General features: G+C 69.4%; 20 protein-coding genes. 11 read left to right on the top strand and 9 right to left on the bottom strand.

Annotation, left to right across the window (positions count from 1 at the left end; translation table 11 throughout):
- The first annotated feature begins 98 nt into the window (after positions 1–98).
- From HPS36_RS07530 to HPS36_RS07500, 7 genes are all read left to right on the top strand, one after another.
- Positions 99–905: a TrmB family transcriptional regulator gene (locus HPS36_RS07530; RefSeq protein ID WP_137717423.1), complete on the top strand. Its 807-nt coding sequence runs from the start codon at positions 99–101 to the stop codon at positions 903–905.
- A 91-nt stretch (positions 906–996) separates the two neighbouring features.
- The gene (locus HPS36_RS07525) at positions 997–2727 is read left to right on the top strand and encodes a PAS domain-containing protein (RefSeq protein WP_173229534.1); all 1731 of its coding nucleotides are present in this window, start codon (positions 997–999) and stop codon (positions 2725–2727) included.
- Positions 2728–2794: 67 nt separating this feature from the next.
- Positions 2795–3295, top strand: coding sequence for a ribosomal protein S18-alanine N-acetyltransferase (gene rimI / locus HPS36_RS07520; RefSeq protein WP_173229532.1), 501 nt, complete (start codon positions 2795–2797; stop codon positions 3293–3295).
- 90 nt (positions 3296–3385) lie between these two features.
- Entirely contained in the window at positions 3386–5185 is a 1800-nt protein-coding gene (gene pepF, locus HPS36_RS07515; RefSeq protein WP_173229530.1) for an oligoendopeptidase F, read from the top strand.
- Between the two features lie 128 nt (positions 5186–5313).
- The gene (locus HPS36_RS07510; RefSeq protein ID WP_173229528.1) at positions 5314–5529 is read left to right on the top strand and encodes a hypothetical protein; all 216 of its coding nucleotides are present in this window, start codon (positions 5314–5316) and stop codon (positions 5527–5529) included.
- 123 nt (positions 5530–5652) lie between these two features.
- Positions 5653–6129, top strand: coding sequence for a hypothetical protein (locus HPS36_RS07505; RefSeq protein ID WP_173229527.1), 477 nt, complete (start codon positions 5653–5655; stop codon positions 6127–6129).
- A 408-nt stretch (positions 6130–6537) separates the two neighbouring features.
- Positions 6538–7677, top strand: a complete 1140-nt coding sequence (locus HPS36_RS07500) for an aminopeptidase (RefSeq protein WP_173229525.1) — start codon at positions 6538–6540, stop codon at positions 7675–7677.
- A 28-nt stretch (positions 7678–7705) separates the two neighbouring features.
- Here the strand turns inward: HPS36_RS07500 and HPS36_RS07495 are convergent, their stop codons facing one another.
- Positions 7706–9010 carry an O-acetylhomoserine aminocarboxypropyltransferase/cysteine synthase family protein gene (locus tag HPS36_RS07495; protein ID WP_173229523.1) on the bottom strand — a complete coding sequence of 435 codons (1305 nt, stop codon included), beginning with the start codon at positions 9008–9010 and terminating at the stop codon, positions 7706–7708.
- 159 nt (positions 9011–9169) lie between these two features.
- Between HPS36_RS07495 and HPS36_RS07490 the strand changes: the two genes are divergently transcribed.
- Complete coding sequence (locus HPS36_RS07490; protein ID WP_173229521.1) at positions 9170–10381, top strand: SPFH domain-containing protein; 1212 nt, start codon at positions 9170–9172, stop codon at positions 10379–10381.
- 146 nt (positions 10382–10527) lie between these two features.
- Here HPS36_RS07490 and HPS36_RS07485 read toward each other — a convergent pair whose 3' ends face one another.
- The 5 genes from HPS36_RS07485 to uvrB all read right to left on the bottom strand — a co-directional run bounded on the left by HPS36_RS07485 (position 10528) and on the right by uvrB (position 17021).
- Entirely contained in the window at positions 10528–12216 is a 1689-nt protein-coding gene (locus tag HPS36_RS07485; RefSeq protein WP_173229519.1) for a ribonucleoside-diphosphate reductase subunit alpha, read from the bottom strand.
- 1 nt (position 12217) lies between these two features.
- Positions 12218–13246 (bottom strand): ribonucleotide-diphosphate reductase subunit beta, encoded by a 1029-nt coding sequence (locus tag HPS36_RS07480; protein ID WP_173229517.1) that lies wholly within the window; start codon positions 13244–13246, stop codon positions 12218–12220.
- Between the two features lie 425 nt (positions 13247–13671).
- Entirely contained in the window at positions 13672–14256 is a 585-nt protein-coding gene (locus HPS36_RS07475) for a hypothetical protein (protein WP_173229515.1), read from the bottom strand.
- A gap of 81 nt (positions 14257–14337) precedes the next feature.
- Positions 14338–14868 (bottom strand): hypothetical protein, encoded by a 531-nt coding sequence (locus tag HPS36_RS07470; protein WP_173229512.1) that lies wholly within the window; start codon positions 14866–14868, stop codon positions 14338–14340.
- 98 nt (positions 14869–14966) lie between these two features.
- Entirely contained in the window at positions 14967–17021 is a 2055-nt protein-coding gene (gene uvrB / locus HPS36_RS07465; protein ID WP_173229510.1) for an excinuclease ABC subunit UvrB, read from the bottom strand.
- Between the two features lie 129 nt (positions 17022–17150).
- Between uvrB and HPS36_RS07460 the strand changes: the two genes are divergently transcribed.
- Together HPS36_RS07460 and hisG are read left to right on the top strand one after the other, a co-directional pair.
- On the top strand, positions 17151–17564 hold the full coding sequence (locus tag HPS36_RS07460; protein WP_173229508.1) for a hypothetical protein: 414 nt from the start codon (positions 17151–17153) through the stop codon (positions 17562–17564).
- A gap of 403 nt (positions 17565–17967) precedes the next feature.
- Positions 17968–18858: an ATP phosphoribosyltransferase gene (gene hisG, locus HPS36_RS07455; RefSeq protein WP_173229506.1), complete on the top strand. Its 891-nt coding sequence runs from the start codon at positions 17968–17970 to the stop codon at positions 18856–18858.
- 14 nt (positions 18859–18872) lie between these two features.
- Here the strand turns inward: hisG and HPS36_RS07450 are convergent, their stop codons facing one another.
- From HPS36_RS07450 to larB, 3 genes are all read right to left on the bottom strand, one after another.
- Entirely contained in the window at positions 18873–19121 is a 249-nt protein-coding gene (locus HPS36_RS07450; RefSeq protein WP_121563268.1) for a GIY-YIG nuclease family protein, read from the bottom strand.
- Between the two features lie 109 nt (positions 19122–19230).
- Positions 19231–19383, bottom strand: a complete 153-nt coding sequence (locus HPS36_RS07445; RefSeq protein ID WP_004599353.1) for a DUF7563 family protein — start codon at positions 19381–19383, stop codon at positions 19231–19233.
- Positions 19384–19575: 192 nt separating this feature from the next.
- Positions 19576–20343: a nickel pincer cofactor biosynthesis protein LarB gene (gene larB, locus HPS36_RS07440; protein WP_121563269.1), complete on the bottom strand. Its 768-nt coding sequence runs from the start codon at positions 20341–20343 to the stop codon at positions 19576–19578.
- Positions 20344–20646: 303 nt separating this feature from the next.
- On the opposite strand from larB, the gene HPS36_RS07435 reads away from it, so the two are divergent.
- Complete coding sequence (locus HPS36_RS07435) at positions 20647–20814, top strand: DUF1931 family protein (protein ID WP_004047560.1); 168 nt, start codon at positions 20647–20649, stop codon at positions 20812–20814.
- Positions 20815–20887 lie beyond the last annotated feature (73 nt).

Below are 20887 nucleotides of genomic sequence, written 5' to 3'. Positions count from 1 at the left end.
CGGTCTTCGAAACAGTCGACCGTTGTGCGTCCGTTCTTTTATATATCGGCGCGAGAGGGAACGCCGACGCTTTGTAGCGGGACCGCCACGGTGAACGCATGGAGTCGCTCCGAGACCTCGGCCTGTCGAGCTACGAGGACCGGGCGTACCGCGCGCTGCTGACGCTCGGCACCGGCACCGCCGCGGCCGCCGCCGAGGAGAGCGGCGTGCCGAAGGGGCGCATCTACGACGCGCTCGGCGGGCTGGAGTCGCGGGGGCTCGTCCGCGTCCAGACCGACCGCGAGCCGAAGCGGTACGCGCCCGTCGAGCCCGCGGTCGCCGTCGACCGCCTCGTCGAGGCGAAGCGGCGGGAGCTGCGACAGCGGATCGAGACGTACGAGTCCGGCAAGTCGGAGCTGATCGACCGGCTGGCCGACGCCGAGGCGACCGACGACGAGTTCTGGACCGCGGCGGTCGGCGCCGACGACTCGCTCGACCTCCTCTTCGAGCGGATCGACGCCGCCGAGGAGTCGATCGTCGTCGTCGCCACCGACGTCTCGGCGCAGTTCGACGTCGACCGCGAGGGGCCGGAGCTGCTCGACCGGCTCCTCGCGTCGATCCGGAGCGGCGTCGACGTGTCCGTGCTGCTCTCGCCGAGCGTGTTCGACGACGCCCGCGCCGCCGTCGACGAGGACCGCGCGACGCTGACGATCGCGCAGGGGCCCTTCGAGCTGCGGATCACGCAGGACGCGTACGGGAACTTCTACCTCATCGACGGCGAGGAGGTGTGCCTGGAGGTCGCCGACCCGCTCGCGCCCGACCGGCTGTTCGGCATGCTCGACCTGCGCGACCGCGGGTTCGCCGCCCGCGTACGCGAGGGCTTCGAGGCCGCGTGGGCCGAGGGCACCGTCGTCGACGAGGTGTGAGGGCCGGGGCGACGGTATCCAATTATCAGTTCTGATTTCGAGGGCGCGCGGTTTTATCACCTCGTAGTCGTACCATTTGGTAGAACTGACTGTGACCCTCCGGCCATCCGACACGTCGACGCCGGGCCGCGGCGCCGACGAGGGCGACGCCCCCGACGCCAAGGACCGATCCGCCGTCGACGCCCCGCCCGCCGGCGGGGAGCGGGCGACCCCGTCGGACGACAGCGGCGACGGTGGCCGATCGACACCGCCCTCAGCCGACGCCGACGAGGCGTCGGCCGGCGTCGACGCGACGCCCGCCGAGCGCCGGTCTCGGCTCGCCGAGGCGGACCGCTTCCTGCTCGCCGTGGCCGTCGACGGCGAAGTGCTGTTCGCGGGGCCGTCGGCGCCGGACGTCGTCGGTGTGAGCCGGGGCGCGCTCGTGGGCAGCGACCTCCTCGACCGCGTCCACCCGAGCGACCGCGAGCCGGTCGCCGACGCGCTGTCCGCGGTCGCGACGAGCCGGACGGTCACCCACCGCATCCGCCGCGCGAGCGGCGGGTACGCGTGGGTCGAGTCCGTCGTCGACGAGGAGCTCGCCCCGCAGTTCGGCGGGCGGATCGTCACGGTCCGGCGCGTCGACGTCGACCGCACCTTCCCGGAGCGCTATCGCGCCTTCTTAGAGTACGGCAGCGACCTCGTCACCGTGGTCGACGAGGACGGCCTCGTCGTCTACGAGAGCCCCTCCGTCGCGGAGGTGCTCGGCTACGAGCAGGGGTCGACCGTCGGGCGCTCCCCCCTCGGCTACGTCCACCCGGACGACCGCGAACGCGTGACCGAGCGGTTCTACCGCGCGCTCAACGAGCCGGACACGTCCCCGACGCTGGAGTACCGCTACCGAACCGCCGACGGCGACTGGGTCTGGCTGGAGTCGCGGACCCGCTCGCTCCCGGCCGACAGCCCCGTCGGCGAGCTGCTCATCAACTCCCGGGACGTGAGCACGCGGAAGGCGCGCGAGCGGCGGCTCGCCGACCGCAACGAGCGGCTCGACCGCTTCGCGAGCATCGTCTCGCACGACCTGCGGAACCCGCTGTCGGTGATCCGGGGGTCGATCGAGATGGCGCGGCTGCGCGGCGAGGCGGAGCCCCTCGAGCGCGGCGAGCGCGCCGTCGACCGGATCGACCAGCTCGTCTCGGAGCTGCTCACCCTCGCGCGGCAGGGGACCGGGATGGACGAGCCGACCGAGTTCGCGCTCGCCAGCGTCGCCCGCGACGCCTGGGAGACCGCCGCCGAGGGCGAGGACGACGCGGACCTCGTCGTCGCCCGCGACGCGCGGGTGTACGGCGATCGCGGCCGGGTGCGCCAGGCGCTGGAGAACCTGTTCCGAAACGCGACGGAACACGGGAAGCCGGACGCCTCGGAGGCGGGAGCGTCCGAGTCGAGCGACGACGCGACCGACTCCGGCGGCGACGCGCCCGACTCCCGGGACGACGCGACCGCGTCTGCCGACAACGACGCGGACGGCGATCTCACCGTCCTCGTCACCGCCACCGACGAGGGGTTCCTCGTCGCCGACGACGGGACCGGGATCGACCCCGACGACCGGGACTCCGTGTTCGACTCCGGGTACACGACGCGAGCGGACGGGACGGGCTACGGGCTCGACATCGTCCGCGAGGTGGTCGAGTCGCACGGGTGGCGCGTCGAGCTGCGGACGACCGCGGACGGCCCCGTGGACCTCGCCGACGGTCGCCGGCTCCGGCCGCCGGACGGCGCCTGCTTCGAGGTGCGTGCGCCCGGTCCCGCCGACGCCGACCCGGACGAACCCTGGATCGACGCGTGAGCGGGGCGGCGCGCCGCCGCCCCGGTCGACCCGGCGCGTTTATTCCCCGCGGGCCGCAAGCTGACCCGTGAGCGCCGCCGACGTCACGATCCGAGGGGCCGAGTCCGCCGACCTCCTCGCGGTGGTCCGGATCGAGCGGGCCTGCTTCTCGGACCCGTGGCCGCACGACGCCTTCGAGCGACTGCTGGACGAGCCGGCGTTCCTCGTGGCGGAGCGGGCGGGCGCGGTCGTCGGGTTCGTCGTCGCCGACCGGACGCCGAACCACGGCCGCGACATCGGCCATGTCAAGGACCTGGCCGTCGACCCCGACGCCCGCGGCGAGGGGATCGGCCGGACCCTTCTCCGGTCGGCGCTGGTCAGGCTCCGCGCGACCGGCGTGGCGGTGGTCCGGCTGGAGGTGCGCGAGGGGAACGACCCCGCGCGGTCGCTGTACGCCGACGAGGGGTTCGAGCCGGTCCGACGGGTCGGCGGCTACTACCGCGACGGCGAGGACGCGCTCGTCCTGGTCGTCGACCTCGCGGCGTGGGCCGGGAGCGAGGACGGCGGCGGGCGGAACGAGTCGCGTTGACACGCCACGGGTGGCGCCGGTTCACACGCATATCGGTCCGCCACGCGGGGTTTGACAAGGCTTAGTGTGCGGGAGGCCGACCCGAACGGTATGAGTTCGGTTCCCGAGCGGTCCGAGATCGACACCGAGTACAAGTGGGACCTCGACGGCATCTACGCCGACGACGAGGCGTGGGAGTCGGCCTACGAGACGGTCGCCGACCGGATCGACGAGCTGGCCGCCTACGAGGGGCGGGCGGTCGAGGACGCCGCCACCCTCCTCGAACTGCTCGAACTGCGCGAGGAGATATTCCGCGAGCTCCAGCAGGTGATGACCTACGCCCGCCTGCGCAGCGCCGAGGACACGCGGAACCAGGAGTACCAGGCGATGTCCGCGCGGGCGTCGTCGCTCGGCTCCGAGGCGTCGAGCGCGGTCTCGTACCTCGAACCGGAGATCCAGTCGCTCACGGAGGCCGACGTCGAGGCCTTCGTCGACGACGAGCCCGCCCTCGCCGAGTACGAGCACTACCTCGACGACGTGCTGCGAAAGAAGCCGCACACGCGGTCGAGCGAGGTCGAGGAGGTGCTGGCGGACCTCTCGGAGGTCACCGACGCGCCGAGCGAGATCTACTCGATGCTGACGAACGCCGACATGACCTACGGCGTCGTCGAGGACCCCGACGGCGAGGAGGTGGAGATCACGCAGGCGAACTTCACGAAGCTCCAGACGAACCCGGACCGCGAGTTCCGCGAGCGCGTCCACGAGACGTTCTACGACGAGTGGGCCGACGTGCGCAACACGGTCGGCACCTCCTTAGAGAAGGCCGTCCGCGAGCACGTCACGAGCGCCGAGATCCGCGACTACGACTCCGCGCGGGCCGCCGCGCTCGACGACTCGAACGTCCCGGTCGAGGTGTACGACACCCTCGTCGACACCGTCGACGACAACCTCGACGTGCTCCACCGCCACGCGGCGCTGAAGGAGGCGGCGCTCGGCGTCGACCAGCTCCAGAGCCACGACCTCTACATGTCGCTGACGGGCGACCAGGGGCCGGACGTGGAGTACGAGCAGGCCCGCGAGTGGGTGATCGAGGCGGTCGCGCCGCTCGGCGACGCCTACCAGGAGCGGCTGGCCGAAGGGCTCGACTCGCGGTGGGTGGACGTGTACGAGAACCGCGGGAAGCGCTCGGGCGCGTTCTCCTCGGGCACGTACGACACCCAGCCGTACATCATGATGAACTACCAGGACGACATCGCGTCGATGTACACCCTGGCCCACGAGCTCGGCCACTCGATACACTCGGAGCTGGCGGGCGACGCCCAGCCGTGGCACGACGCGAGCTACGAGATCTTCGTCGCGGAGATCGCCTCCACGGTCAACGAGACGCTGCTCACCCACCACCTGCTCGACACCGTCGAGGACGACGAGCTCCGCACCCACGTCCTCGACGAGTACCTCGAACGCTTCCGCTCCACCCTCTTCCGGCAGACGATGTTCGCGACGTTCGAACAGCAGATCCACGAGCGCGTCGAGGCCGGCGACGCGCTCACCCCCGACGCCTTCGACGAGATGTACGGCGACCTGAAGGCCGACTACTACACGCCCGCCGAGCTCACGGGCGGCATCGAGCGCGAGTGGCAGCGCATCCCCCACTTCTACTACGACTTCTACGTCTACCAGTACGCGACCGGCATCTCCGCCGCGGCCGCCATCGTCGAGCGCGTCCTCGACGAGGGCGAGTCCGCGGCCGCCGACTACCGCGAGATGCTGAAGGCCGGTGGCTCGAAGTACCCGCTGGAGGTCGTCGAGCTCGCCGGCATCGACATGGCCTCTCCCGACCCGATCGAGTCCGCGGTCGGCGTCTACGACGACTACCTCGACGAGATCGCGGCGCTACTCGACCTGGAGTAATCCGGTCGGCGCGGTCCCGCCCGAGTCGCGGCCCCTCGGGGTGACGACGCGCGACGGCGCGGACAGGGCGGTTCCGGGCGGAGGGCTGTCGCAGACAGCTATTTCTCGTTGTCACGCGTACACGTAGCATGTCTACGAAGACCGTGCTTCAGGCGTTCACCGCGGGGATGCTCATGCTGGGGTGCCTCGGAATCGCCGCGTCGTACGCGCCCGCAGTCCCGTTCTTCTGGGCAGGCGAAGAGGCGCTGTTCGTCGGCGCCGGCCTCCTGTCGATCGGGGTGGTGATGTTCGCCGACCTGCGACGCCGGAACTGGGGCGAGGACCCGGCGACGGAGAGCATCTGAGCGGCCGAACCCGGAGCGTCTGGCGAGTCCGTAACGTCGCCGCACGGCGGTCGACGGTCCAGCCACGTCGCCGGGCGCACCGCATAAAGCATATGCCGCGCTCGCCCGAATCCGTCCGGCGCGATGGACCGCCGACTCCTCGCCGTCCCGGGCGCCCTCCTCCTGCTCGCCGCCGCCGCGGACGTGAGCGTCGTCGGCTGGGAGGCGACGTTTCGGGCGGGCGCGGGGCTCGACCAGCACGCGACCGTGAACGCCGCCGCCCTTCCCGCGCGCTGCGCCGACGCCGCGGTCGCCCTCGCCGACGGGCGCAACGTCTCGATCCGGGGGTATCGGGTCGCGCCCGGATCGGTCGACCTCCTCGTCGAACGCACCTCGACCGCCGGGGAGTGGGCGCTCGGTGACGCCAACTGCGCCGACCGGCTCGCCGGGACCGACGACCTGCGCGTCGACGGGGAGTCGTACAGGGTCCTCGGAAGCTACTCGCGGGAGCGGCTGGACCGGACCCCGCTCTTCGGACTGGCGAGGCTCGGCGGCGGGCTCGGCGGCGTCGCGCTGCTCGCGGTCGGGCTCTTTGAGGCCATTCACGGGGAGCGCGAGTGACGGCCTCGCCGTCTCCTCCACGAGCCATTTAAATAGCGCGGTGGCGCGTGCCGGCGAGCGGCCGCCGAAGGCGGTCGCGAGTCGCACGCGCGAGGGAGTCGCTGGCGCCGTCGGCGCCAGCGACGAGGCTGGGGAGGCACGAGGTGCTGTGCGGGGCGGGGTGGGACTCAAAGGGGCAGTCGTGAGGGGGTCGCAGGCGACGTAAGGACCGCAGGGAGTGAGCGGAGCGAACGACTGAGGACCGCAGCGAGCGTGCGCCGCCCTCGCGGCTGGGGCTTTGGCGGTGTTTTTCGCAGGTCCGACAGAACAAGTGGTCGACGCGTCGGCGAGGGATGTCGCGCCCTCGATTACGTGTGATTGATCACCGTCCCGGCACCGATTTACCGCTCCTCCACGACACACCGCGTAATGGACGAACGCGTACGCGAGCACGCCGAGGTGCTCGTCGACTGGAGCGCGCGGGTCGAGGCCGGCGACGACGTCGTCGTGAGCGTGGCGGAGGACGCCCACGAACTGGGCGTCGCGGTCGCCGCGGCGCTCGGCGAGCGCGGGGCGAACGTCACGACGCTGTACGGGTCGAGCGAGGTCTCCCGGGCCTACCTCAAGGGCGTCGAGGCCGGGACCGACGGCGACGTCGAGGCCGACGACTTCGATTCGGACCCCGCCGTCGACCGCGCGATCTTCGAGGCCGCCGACGCCTACCTCCGGATCGGGGGCGGGCGAAACACCACCGCGTCGGCGGACGTCGCTCGACAGACCCGGCAGTCGTACGCGACGGCGCGCAAGGGCGTCCGCGAGGCGCGGATGGACACCGACTGGGTGTCGACGGTCCACCCCACCCGCTCCCTCGCCCAGCAGGCGGGGATGGCCTACGAGGAGTACCGCGACTTCGTCTACGACGCCGTCCTCCGCGACTGGGAGTCGCTCGCCGAGGAGATGGCGCAGATGAAAGACGTGCTCGACGCGGGCGAGGAGGTCCGGATCGTCACCGAGCGCGACGACGCGCCCGACACCGACGTGCGGATGTCGATCGCGGGCCGCACCGCGGTCAACTCCGCGGCCTCCGTCGCGTACGACTCGCACAACCTCCCGAGTGGCGAGGTGTTCACGGCGCCGTACGACACGGAAGGCGAGGTCTTCTTCGACGTGCCGATGACCATCGACGCGACGCGCGTCCGGAACGTCCGCCTCGCGTTCGAGGGCGGGGAGGTCGTCGACTTCTCGGCCGAGTCGGGCGAAGAGGCGCTCGCGGACATCCTCGACACCGACGCGGGCGCCCGGCGGCTGGGCGAGCTGGGCATCGGGATGAACCGCGGCATCGACCGGTTCACCGACTCGATCCTCTTCGACGAGAAGATGGGCGACACCGTCCACCTCGCGGTCGGCCGCGCCTACGACGCCTGCCTCCCCGAGGGGGAGTCCGGCAACGACAGCGCGGTCCACGTCGACATGATCACGGACGTGAGCGCCGACTCGCGAATGGAGGTCGACGGCGAGGTCGTCCAGCGGAACGGGACGTTCCGGTGGGAAGAGGGATTCGAGGAGTAAGTCGGGAGGACGCGCCGCGAGACTGCCCCTACGCCGTCGCCGCCTCGATGGCGTCCTCCAAGTCGGCGACGATGTCCGCGGGGTCCTCGATGCCGACCGAGAGGCGAACCATGTCGTCGGTGACGCCCGCGGCCTCCTTCTCTTCGTCCGTCAGCTGCTGGTGAGTCGTCGACGCCGGGTGGATGACGAGCGTCTTCGCGTCGCCGACGTTCGCGACCAGCGAGGCGAGGTCCGCCTCCTCGACGGTCGCGCGCGCCGCCTCGTAGCCGGCCTCCAGCCCGAAGGTGAGCATGCCGCCGTACCCCCCGTCGAGGTACTCCGTCGCCTCCTCGTGGGTCTCGTGGTCCTCGAGGCCGGGGTAGTTCACCCACGCGACCTCGTCGTGGTCCGCGAGGTACTCGGCGACGATCCCGGCGTTCTCGCAGTGACGGTCCATCCGCAGCGGGAGCGACTCCGTCTGCTGGAGCGTGTTCCAGGCGTCGAACGGCGACTGCTGGTCGCCCAGGTCGCGGAGCCCGCGGGTGATCGCGGCGAAGGTGAACGCGGCGTCGCCGAACCGCTCGGCGAAGTTGATCCCGTGGTAGGCGGGGTTGTCCTGCGCGATCTCCGGGTACTTCTCGGCGTGGTCGGCCCACGGGAACGAGCCGCCGTCGACGACGACGCCGCCGACCGTCGTGCCGTTGCCGGTGAGCCACTTCGTCGTCGACTCCCAGACGAGGTCGGCGCCGTGTTCGAGCGGCCGGCAGAGGTACGGCGTCGCGAACGTGTTGTCGACGAACAGCGGGGCGCCGTGCTCGTGCGCGATGTCCGCGATCCGCTGGATGTCCGGCGTGACGAGGGCGGGGTTGCCGATCGTTTCGAGGTGGACGTAGGCGGTGTCCTCGTCGATGGCCTCGGCGTACCCCTCGTAGTCGAGCGGGTCGACGAATCGCGTCGAGACGCCGCGGCGCTCGACCGAGTGGGTGAGGTAGGTGTACGTGCCGCCGTACAGCGCCGACGAGGAGACGATGTTGTCGCCCGCCGAGGCGAGCAGGAACGTCGTCACGTCAAGCGCCGCCATGCCCGAGGCGGTCGCGACCGCGCCGACGCCGCCCTCCAGCGAGGCGATCCGCTCTTCGAGGGCGGCGTTGGTCGGGTTCATCAGCCGGGAGTAGACGTTGCCGGCCTCTTCGAGCGCGAAGAGGTCCGCCGCGTGGTCGGCGTCGTCGAACTGGTAGGCGGTCGTCTGGTAGATGGGCGTCGAACGGGCCCCGGTCGTCGGGTCCGGGTCCTCGCCGGCGTGGACGCTTCGCGTGCTGAATTTGGGCTCGTCTGTCGCCTCGTCGGATGGCATACCACCCGGTTCGGCCGCCGCCCAATTAAAGCCGGCCGGCCCGTGCCGGCCTTTCCGGTATCTCGGAGTCCGGCGCCGCGGGGGAGAATCGACGGGCGCGACGCGGATCGGGCGCGAGCTCGTGCGAACCGTTAACAGCGTCCGGCCGTAACTCCGGGTATGGGAACACAAGGTCCGCGCGGCGAGTCCCCCGAGCTGGAGGATCTGCTGGCGGGGGTCCCGGACGGGGTCTGGCAGTACCTCGCGCTCGGCGTCGCCCTCCTCGTCGGGGTCGCCCTCCTCGGGCAGAGCCTCGTCTTCGGCGTCGCGGCGCTCGCGGTGCTTTTAGCGGCCGTCACGGTCGTCAGCGCCGTCGAGATCGTCGACGCCTACGACAAGGAGGCGCTCACCGTCTTCGGCGAGTACCGCAAGCTGCTCGACCCGGGCGTTCACATCATTCCGCCGTTCGTCTCCCGGACGTACGCGTTCGACATGCGGACGCAGACGATCGACGTGCCGAGCCAGTCGGCGATCACGCGGGACAACTCCCCGGTGACCGCCGACGCGGTCGTCTACATCAAGGTGATGGACGCCAAGAAGGCGTTCCTCGAAGTGGACGACTACAAGAACGCCGTCTCGAACCTCGCGCAGACCACCCTGCGCGCGGTCATCGGCGACATGGAGCTCGACGACACGCTCTCGCAGCGGGAGCTCATCAACGACCGGATCAACGAGGAGCTCGACGAGCCCACGGACGAGTGGGGGATCCGCGTCGAGGCCGTCGAGGTCCGCGAGGTGAGCCCGTCGCAAGAGGTCCAGCGCGCGATGGAGCAACAGACCGGCGCGGAGCGCCGCCGGCGCGCGATGATCCTCGAAGCGCAGGGGGAACGCCGCTCCGCCGTCGAGCAGGCGGAGGGTGACAAGCAGTCGAACATCATCCGCGCGCAAGGTGAAAAGCAGTCCCAGATCCTCGAAGCGCAGGGGGACGCCATCTCGACCGTGCTGCGGGCGCGGTCCGCCGAGTCGATGGGCGAGCGCGCCATCATCGAGCGCGGCATGGAGACGCTCGAAGAGATCGGCAAGGGCGAGTCCACCACCTTCGTCCTCCCGCAGGAGCTGACGAGTCTGGTCGGCCGCTACGGCAAGGCCCTCTCCGGCTCCGACGTCCAGGAGATGGAGGGGCTCGAAAGCAAGGAGTTCGACGCGGAGACGGAGCAGATGCTCGGCTTGGAGGACATCGAGTCCGCGTTGGAGGAGCTCGACAGCTACTCCGACGAGAACCTCTCGGCGAGCCGCGACGGCGAGGAGATCCCGGACGCGGAGGTGGAGGAGTTCGAGGTCGACGAGGCCGACATCGACCTCGAAACGGAGAGCGAGCGGCCGAGCGATTAGGCCGGGAGCGGGGTCGCGGCCGCGCGACGGGGCGCGTTCTCAGGCCGCCGGCGTTCTCGGGGTCGACAGCCCGGAGCAGGCCGACGGCGACCTGGATTCGAAGACGGAGGGACCGGGGTGACGGGCGGGCCGACTACGAGCAGCGATCAGCTCTCACAGGCCCGACACTCGAGAATGTCTCGACTGAACTTCTGTGCGGCGTTCACGCTGTGCTGATAGTAGAGGCTCTTGACGCCCTTCTTCCACGCTTCGATGTAGAGCTGATTGATCTCTTTCACGCTCACTTCGCTCGGGTCGATCGAGACGTTCACGCTCTGTGCTTGGTCGATGTGTTTCTGCCGCTGTGCCGCCTGATTGATGATCGCCATCTGCGGAATCTCGGCGAAGGTCTTGAACACCTCTTTCTCTCGGTCGGTCAGGCAGTCGAGGTGCTGGACGCTCCCGTCCTTGTTCGCGATGCTGTCCCAGACCTCGCGGGTGTCTTTGCCTCGCTCCGCCAGTATCGCCTGAAGGAACCTGTTCTTTTGCGTCGACTTCAGCTTCGCACCGTCCCGCACGAAGTAGTTCGACTTCAGCGGCTCGATGCTCGGACTGACCTGCCCCAGAATGACGCTGCTCGACTTCGTCGGAGCCACGCTCATCGTCGTCGTGTTCCGCCTGCCGTACCCTTCGAGCACCTCCGGCTCCCCGAACTCGTCGGCGAGCGCTTCGCTCGCCTCGTAGCTCCGCTCGCTGATGGTCCGGAATATCTCCTCATTCTTCTCCATCGCCTCCATGCTGTCGAAGGGGATCATGTTGCGCTGGAGGTAGCTGTGCCACCCGAGGACGCCGATCCCTATCGCTCTGTGTCGCTTCGCGAACCGCACGGCCCGCTCCATGAACCGGACGCCCTCTGTGCGCTGGATGAACTCCTCCATCACCGCGTCCAGGAACCGGGTCAGCGTCTCCACCGCATCGGTGTCCTTCCATTCGTCGTAGTGGAGCGCGTTCATGCTCGAGAGACAGCAGACGAAGCTCTCGTCCGCGGTGGCCGGCAGCGCTATCTCGGTACAGAGGTTGGACGCGTTTATCTGGTAGTCCTTGTCCTTGTAGACCTGCGGCTTCCCCTCGTTCATGTTCCCCCGGAAGATGATGTACGGAACGCCGACGTTGATCCGGGTCTCGATGATGTCCGCCCAGGTCTCTCGCTTCTCCTCGTCGCCGTCGATCATCGCCTGGAACCAGTCGTCACCGACGATGACGCCGTAGTAGATGTCCTGTACCGGGTCCCCCTCGGTTTTGATGTTGAGCCATTCCTCCAGGTCGTCGTGTTCGACGTCGATGTAGCCGGCGAACTGCCCGCGCCGGGTTTCCCCTTGGCTGATGACGTTGATGATCGTGTCGAACAGCTCCGTGAAGCTGTAACTCCCGTTGCTCTTGCCGTTGTTCGTTATCGGACTGCCCCGTGGCCGCAGCTCGCCGAAGTACCCGCTCGTGCCGCCGCCCTGCTTGGTCATCTCACCCACCTCGGCCTGGGTGTAGAGGATGCTCTCGATGTTGTCTTCCATGTAGCTGCCGAAGCAGCTGATGGGAAGCCCCCTGTCCAGTCCGAAGTTGGCCCATATCGGGCTGGCGAGGCTGTAGAAGCCGCGGCTCATGTACTCGTAGAACCGGTCCGCGAACCCATCCTCACCGAGGATCTCTTCGGCGCGCTCGGCGATCTGTCTGACCCGCTCTTCCGCTTCGACGCCCTCGATCAGGTACCCCTCTCTGAGGAACTCCCTGCTGTCCTCGTTCAACCAGTAGAACGGTTCCGTGTACTGTTCCGAAACGCCGTCGAGTGCTGTTTGTGCCATTTTAGAACATGTCCTCCGCGGTAACGCTCTGCGTGTGCTTGTTGTACGTGGTCGACCGCTTGCTGAAGAAGTCGTTATCCTTCGTCATCATGATGTCCTCGTCGAACCAGCGCGTCTCTTCGAGCAGGTCGTCGTCCGGCTCGAATATCGGGTCCACGCCGACGTTGTCCAGGCTCCGATTGAACCGGTCTCGCAGGAACGCGTCGACGTGGGGGCGGGGGAGGAACTCCAGTTCGCCGTCCTCGAATATCCAGTCCAGGATCTCCGTCTCCGCCTCGTAGGCCTGCCGACAGGCCGCCTGGACCTCGTCCTCGAAATCGTCGTCGAAGAGGTCCGGGTTCTCCGCTCTGATCGTCTCTACCAGTTCGACCCCGAACAGCCCGTGAATCTGCTCCTCCTTGCTGGTCGCTTCGACGGCGTTCGCTATCCCCGTGAACTTCTTTTCGTGCTTGTCGAAGCTCGTCATGATGAGGAACTGGCTGAACAGCGATACGTGCTCGACGAACGCGCTGAACAGCAGGATGCTCATCACGTACTCCCGTTCGTCGTCGCTCTCGCTTCTGTCCAGGTACTCGTCGAGGTACTCGATCCGCTTTTTCATCGCCGGCTCCTCCGTCACCTGCTCGAAGTCGTCCGTGATCCCCAAGACGTCGAGGAGGTGACTGTAGGCGTCCATGTGGCGCACCTCGCTTTCCGCGAAGGTCATGCCCACGTTCCCGACCTCGGCTTTGGGCATCTCCGCGTAGATGTCCGACCAGAAGGTCTTCACCTGTACCTCGATCTGTGCGATGGCCAACATCGTCCGCTTGATAACGGTCTGCTCGGCGGGAGTCGTGTTGACCTTGAAGTCTTGGACGTCGCCGTCGAAGTTGAACTCCGTGTGGACCCAGTAGCTGTTCCGGATCGCCTCGACGTAGTCGAGAAAGTCGCCGTACTCGTAGGGCTTCAGCTGCGTTCTCTCCGAGAAGATGTCCCTCTCCGTATCTGCGCCTGTGCTCGCGTTCGTGTTCGCGTTGTCGCTTTCACTCATCTTGGTCATCTCGAACGTGACCGATTTCGTTGGGTTGCCTCTGCCACTCCAGCGTCGGTCCGGTGAGTCCGACCGCAGTCGTGTCGCTCGGGGGACGGTCTCACAGCGTGACGTGAGCGTAGCCGCGTGAACCGTGTCAGACCACACAGACTCCACTGGTATAAGTATTACCAACAAAGTTGTAATACTACAAATTCACTTTCACACTGCGAGATCGGAGTCGTTCGTCCGATTGACGAACGAGCGGTGCCGTGACGGTGACTCAGCGGTGAGGTCCGGTCACGGGAGGTCGCGACAGCACCCAACTGGCGGCGTCGACGCTGGTCCAATCGCGAGGGCTCCGCCGGACAGTTCGGCGAGAGGGACGAACTCGAATCTGGGCGCGAACGAGGGAGCGTCGAGACGTGAGCGGTTGATCCCCGGACTCAGGGCCGCCAGCGTTCGGGGTCGACCGCCCAGAGCAGGCCGACGGCGACCGCACCGCCGAGGCCGCCGGCGAGAAGCGAGAGGGGGAGAGACGCTCCCGCCGCGATCGCCGCCAGTAACAGGACTGCGCCGGCGAGGAGCGCGGCGGTGTCCTCCGTGAGCGACGCCTGAACCACCGGCGCCAGGGCCGCACCGACGACGGCGCCGGCGGCGATTCCGCTGCCACGGCCGATGAGGACCGCGTGCGCCGCCGGGTTCGTCGCCGTTTCGGGGACCGACGCGGGCGCGAGTACGAGACCGACGCCGAACGCGGCGGCGGCGCCGAACGCGGGCGCGACCAGCGCGGCGCGCGCGGAGCGGTCGGTGCCACCCGCGGCTGCCGCGCCGCCGACGAGCAAGACCGACCCGGCTGCGAGGAGCGCGGGGGCGGCGAGGAGCGAGACGTGTGAAGGGTTGACGAACGAGATTCCATTGGGCGACGACGGCGAAGGGACGAAGCCGGGCGCGACCGTTCCGGCCAGCCCAAGCGCGGCGACGCCGACGGCGAGGAGGGCCGAGCCGAGGAGCCGACTGCGGAGTGACATGGTCGGGGAGAGACGTTCCGGCCACAAAACGATCGCGGGACGGAGGCGCGGTCGGTGGGGAAGGCGAGGCGACCCCGACCGTCAGATCGTGATCCCGGCGCGGCCGTCCCCGATGACGACAACCGCTCGCTTCGGCGGGCCGCGCTCGTCGGAGAGCCGCAACAGGAGCGTCTTGACCACCGGGTCGTCGGTCTCGATCTCGCCGCGGACGCCGCTCTGGTCGACCGCGATCCGGAGCGAGTGGTCGCCCGTCCGGCTGATCCCGCCGAGCCGGAGCTTGACCTCGGGCGCCGTGAGCCGCTGGGCGATCACCAGCACCGCGTCGCCGCCGTCGTCGACGAAGTCGGTGCGCTCGACGAACTCGCGCGACTCGGTCGCGTCGGGCTTGAGCGCGCCGCGGGCCGAGGAGGCGGAGCGGAAGGAGGCCGCGTGCGTCAACAGCTCCTCGGGCCGGGCGAGGACGCTGCGCGAGTCGACCATCGGGTTGCCGTCGATATAGCGGCTCCGCACGCCGAGATCGCCCGGCGCCGAGGCGGCGACGTCGTGGAGGCGGTCGACGCACCCGCCGGTGGCTGCGGCGAGCGCTCCGGCGACGACGGCACGACGGTACACGGCCGAGAGTGTGCGGTTCCGAGGTAAAAATCCCGCCGTCACGGTGACGCGGACTGAGAATCGGGCGTCGCCCGCGTCTGTCCCGGCGCGGAGGGTCGCTACTCGTCGATCGCCGGCGCCGGGACGCCCTCGTCGCCCGCGTCGATCTCGAAGGCCCGGCGCAGCTCCGCGATCCGGTCGCGGATGTCGGCCGCCAGCTCGAACTCCAGGTTGCTCGCGGCCTCGTCCATGCGGTCTTCGAGCGCCTCGATCTGCGCTTTCGCCTCGTCTTCGCTCTCCACGTCGCCGACGCTGACGTTGGAGGTGTCCGTCTTCGACCCGGGGAGGTTCGTCTCGCTGACCGGCTTGTCGATGGTGGTCGCCTCGTAGCCGTGTTCCTCGTTGTACTCCAGTTGGATCTCGCGGCGGCGCTGGGTCTCCTCGATGGCCGCCTCCATCGAGTCGGTCACCTCGTCGGCGTAGAGGACGACCTCGCCGTTGACGTTGCGCGCGGCCCGGCCCATCGTCTGGACGAGGGTCGTGGTGGAGCGGAGGAACCCCTCCTGGTCGGCGTCGAGGATTGCGACGAGGCTCACCTCCGGGATGTCGAGCCCCTCGCGAAGCAGGTTGATGCCGACGAGCACGTCGATGTTTCCCAGGCGGAGGTCGCGGATGATCTCGTGGCGTTCGAGGGTGTCCGTCTCGTCGTGCATGTACGCCACGTCGACGCCGGCCTCCTCGAGGTACTCCGTGAGGTCCTCGGCCATCCGCTTGGTGAGCGTGGTGACGAGGACGCGCTCGTCGCGCTCGATCCGGTCGTCGACGCGGTCGAGGAGGTCGTCGACCTGCCCCGTCGCGTCGGTCACCTCCACCTTCGGGTCGACGAGGTGGGTCGGGCGGACGATCTGCTCGACGATCTGATCCGAGGTCTCGCGCTCGTAGTCGCCGGGCGTCGCCGAGACGTAGAGGGTTCGGTCCGTCTTCTCCTCGAACTCCTCGAACGTCAGGGGGCGGTTGTCGTACGCGGTCGGGAGCCGGAACCCGTTCTCGACCAGCGAGTCCTTCCGCGACTTGTCGCCCTCGTACTGCCCTTTGATCTGGGGGATCGTCTGGTGGGACTCGTCGACGACGGTGAGGAAGTCGTCGGGGAAGTAATCGAGCAGGGTGTACGGGGCGTCGCCCGACTCGCGGTCGTCCATGTGGACCGAGTAGTTCTCGATCCCGGAGCAGTAGCCCGCCTCCCGCAGCATCTCGATATCGAAGGTGGTACGCTCCTCGATGCGCTGGGCCGCCACGAGGTCGCCCTGCCGCTCGAAGTAGCTGACCCGCTTCTCCATCAGGTCCTCGATCTCGGCGATCGCCTGCTCCAGCTTGTCGTCCGGGATCGAGTAGTGCTCCGCCGGGTGGAGCATCACCGCCGGCTCCTCGCTCACGACCTCGCCGTGCATCGGGTCGACCTTGATCATCCGGTCGATCTCGTCGCCCCACAGCTCGACCCGGACCGCGTACCGGCCGTACATCGGGTAGATCTCGACGGTGTCGCCGCGAACGCGGAACGTGCCCTGCGTGAAGTCCACGTCGTTGCGCTCGTAGTTCAGGTCGACGAGCCGGGTGAGCAGCTCCTCGCGGCCGATCCGCTCGCCGACCTCCAACCGCAGCGCCATGTCGCGGTAGTTCTGCGGGTCCCCGAGCCCGTAGATGGCCGAGACGCTCGCGACGACGATCACGTCGTCCCTGGTGAGCAGCGAGCGCGTCGCGGAGTGGCGGAGGCGGTCGATCTCCTCGTTGATCGACATCTCCTTGTCGATGAACGTGTCCGTCTGCTCGACGTACGCCTCCGGCTGGTAGTAGTCGTAGTAGGAGACGAAGTACTCGACGGCGTTGTCCGGGAACAGCTCGCGGAATTCCTCGTACAGCTGGGCCGCGAGCGTCTTGTTGTGGGCGAGGACGAGCGTCGGCTGATCGAGCTCCTCGGCGACCCACGAGACGGTGTTCGTCTTCCCGGACCCCGTCACGCCGAGCAGCGTCTGCTTGTCGGCGCCCGACTCGAACCCCTCGACCAGCCCCTCGATGGCCTCGGGCTGGTCGCCCGCGGGCTCGAACGGGGCGTCGACGCGGAGCGGGCGGTCGACGGTCGGGCGGTCCTCCGAGAGGGGGGAGTCGGCGTCGCTCACGATACGCGTCGTTGGGCGGCGATACACTTGAGCGGCGCGGCCACGGGGACGACGGCGACGACGCGACCGCGACGGAGCGTCTCGGATTCGGCGAAAAGACCTACCTGTCGCCCGGACGCACACGGAGGCGTGTCCCTCCAACTCACGCCCGCCGTCGCCGTCGGCGTCCTCTGCTTCCTGCTCGTCTGGGTCGCGATCGGCGCGTGGGTCAACTTCGACTCGCACGCCCGCGGAAGCGACCACCCGGGGTTCTGGGGCGTCCTCGCCCCGGTCTCGGGGATCGTACTGTTGTACTACATGCTGTGGTGGCGCCGCGGGCGCTCCCGACGGTACCCGGCGTCGCGGTGGGAGGAGGCCACCGCGATCGTCGCCGTCGCCGGTCCCGCGGGGCTGGTCGTCGGGAGCCTCGTCTCGCCGCCCGACCCGATCTCGCAGCTGACCGTCTGGCCGGTCGCGTTCGCCGGCTGTCTCCCCGTCGCGTACTTGATGGTCAGAAGGAGGTTCGACACGACCGGCGGTTCGCCTGTGAATAATCGATTGTAGATCGACGGCAAACACCCCAAAGGGCCGGTCGCTCGCTCACAAACGGCCACTCACGGACCGGCCGCGAACACCTCCAAAGCCCCAGCCGCGGGGGCCGCGTACACTCGCTATGCTCCTCACTCGGTCGCTCACTCCGTTCGCTCCCTCGTTGCGGTGCTTACTTCGTCTACGCGGCCCCCGCGGCTGCCCCTTTGAGTCCCGCCCCACACAGCACCGCACCTCACGCCTCCCCAGCCTCGTCGCTGGCGCCGTCGGCGCCAGCGACTCCCTCGCGCGTGCTCCTCACGCCCTGCGGGCGCTCGGAGGCACGCGCCACGGCGTTTGTTTATAAACAGTCCCGCGTCGACACCCGCCTCGCGCTCCGGACGAAAACGTTTCCCCCTGTCCCCGCGAGTCGTCGCGTATGCGCATCGCCGTCCCCAACAAGGGCCGCCTACACGAGCCGACGCTCTCGCTGTTGGAGCGCGCGGGGCTCCACGTCGAGGAGACCGCCGACCGCCAGCTGTACGCCGACACCGTCGACGAGGACGTGACGGTGCTGTTCGCGCGGGCGGCCGACATCCCGGAGTACGTCCGCGACGGCGCCGCCGACCTCGGCGTCACCGGCCTCGACCAGGCGGCCGAGTCGGGCGGCGTCGTCGATTCCGCGGACGAGGCGGCCGACGGCGACCTCGTCGACCTGCTCGACTTGGGGTACGGCTCCTGTAAGCTCGTCCTCGCGGCGCCGGAGGACGGCGACGTGGCGGCCGTCGAGGACCTCGCCGGGCGGACGGTCGCCACCGAGTTCCCGAGCGTCACGGAGGCGTACCTCGACCGCGTGGGCGTCGACGCCGACGTGGTCACCGTGACGGGCGCGACCGAACTCACGCCGCACGTCGACATGGCCGACGCCATCGTCGACATCACCTCGACGGGGACGACGCTGAAGGTGAACCGCTTGGCCGTGATCGACGACGTGCTCGACTCCTCGGTGCGCCTGTTCGCCCGGCCGGACGTGGTCGACGACCCGAAGGTCGAGCAGGTACTGACTGCCTTCGAGTCGGTCCTCGCGGCGGACGGCCGCCGCTACCTGATGATGAACGCGCCCAAGGCGCGGCTCGACGCGGTGAAGGACGTGATCCCCGGGCTCGGGGGCCCGACCGTGATGGACGTGGAAGCCGACGAGAACGGCAACGGGATGGTCGCGGTCCACGCCGTCGTCGACGAGCGCGACGTGTTCGAGACCATCTCGGAGCTGCGCTCGGTGGGCGCGACCGGTATCCTCGTCACCGAGATCGAACGCCTCGTGGAGTAGCTCCGAGACGGGGCCTACCCGTCGTCGATCAGCCGCTCCTTCTCGGCGCGCGACAGCGACTTGACGGCGTGCTCCCGCGACATCGCCGCCGACCGCGAGTCGAACGACTCGACGTGACGCAGCGTTACGGGGGTCCGCCCGCGGGTGTACTTCGCGCCCTCCCCGGCGTCGTGCTCGGCGACGCGGCGCTCGACGTCGGTCGTGTACCCGGTGTAGAGGGTGCCGTCGGCGCACTCGATCACGTACACGTAGTGGTCGGCCACGGCCGACTGTGCGAGCGCGAGCGCAAAGTGGGTACGGATGTGCCCGGAAGGGGGACTGGACGGAGCCGCCGCTCTCCGTGCGCTCGGTCTCACATCGGCGGTTCGGCGGTCAGTCCCCGGTTCGCGTCCGCTCGCGAGACACCTCGGCGATGCCCGCGTTCGCGGAGCACTTCGGGCACGCGTTCAGGTCGCCGTGCTCGTCCGCGAAGACGCGCGCGAAGCGGTCCGAGACGTGCGACCCGCAGTGGTCACAGCGTGGCATGTGATGCCGACGTGCGTCGGCACGATCGGTAGGGACTGGACGAACAAATACCCTTTCTCGGGCCCGTCGACTTCCGGTATTCGCGCGTTTAATCCCCCCGCGATCCGCGGCGATCGAGGGGGACATCGACGGGGCGATCCGCGCCGTCGACCGGGGCTCCGCTCGGGGGCCGACCGCGGCAGACGGGCGCCCTCACTCGGCCCGGGCCGCGTCGACCGCGCGGGCGATCAGGCCGGCCTGCGCGCCGGCGACGAACCCGGCGTCGACGTTGACGGTCGTGAGCACGGAGCACGACTGGAGCGCCCCCTCCAGCGCCGCGACTCCCTCGCCGCCGACCCCGTAGCCGGTCGAGACGGGGGCGGCGATCACGGGGGCGTCGACGAGGCCGGCGACGACGGTCGGGAGGGCCCCCTCGCGGCCGGCCGCGACCACGACCGCGTCGGCCTCGCGGACCCGGTCGACCTGGTCGAGGATCCGGTCGAGGTTGGCGACCCCCACGTCGTCGACCCGGTCGACCGCGGCCCCGACCTCGCGGGCGACGACCGCCGCCTCGCCGGCGACCGCCGCGTCCGCGGTGCCGGCGGCCACGACCGCGACCGCGGCGTCGAGCGACGGGGGCTCGAAGTCGGCGGCGTGGACGACGACGGTGCCGGCGCGGTCGTCGCGGTCGACCGTCGCGTCCGCGTCGGCGTCGCCGACAGCCGCGGCGACCGCGGACGCGGCGGCCTCGTCCGCGCGGGTCACGAGCGCCCGGCCGGTGGTGTCGAGCGCCGTGGTCGCCAGCGCGGCGACCTCCGCGGGCGTCTTCCCCTCCGCGAGGATCGCCTCGGGGATCCCGCGCCGCCGCTCGCGGGCGGCGTCGAACCGCCCCGCGTCCGTGGTCGCGTAGCCCGCGAGCCGCGACTCCGCCTCCTCGATCCCGATGTCGCCCGCTTCGAGCGCCGCCAGCGTCTCTCGCATGGACGGTGGTGCGCGGCGGCCCCGGTCGAACCTGTCGGTTCGCGGCCCGGCCCGCCGCGCGCCGACATCGGCCGGAGGCGGAGCGAGCCCGCGGGCGTCACGCGACGGGGGTGCGACTCGATCGAGGCCGGACCGACTCGGGATCCGAGGCGGTTCCGAGCGCCGTCGCGGCGGAGCGCGGACGAGAATCCCACAAGGCTTATAAGCGACTATCCTCGCAGCCCCCCGCGAACCGGCGTCACGGCGTCCCTCGCGGGCGAATTCAGGAACTCTTATTAACCATCACCGGGTAGGCCCGATCGCATGGCAGACCTCATTGTCAAAGCGGCCGTCAAGGAAGCCCTGGACGACAAGAACGTCGCTTCGGACTTCTACGACGCGCTGGACGACGAAGTGGACGAGCTGCTCGAAGACGCCGCGCGCCGCGCCGAGGCCAACGACCGGAAGACGGTCCAGCCGCGCGACCTGTAAGGCGGACCCGTTTCCGTTCCATTTTATTTGAACGCCGACCGGCCAGCGACCGCGCCGTCGCCCGCGTCGCCGC

The organism is Halorubrum salinarum, assembly GCF_013267195.1.
GTDB lineage: Archaea > Halobacteriota > Halobacteria > Halobacteriales > Haloferacaceae > Halorubrum > Halorubrum salinarum.
Note: the sequence above shows the minus strand (reverse complement) of the source record. Positions and strands in the feature narration are given on the sequence as shown.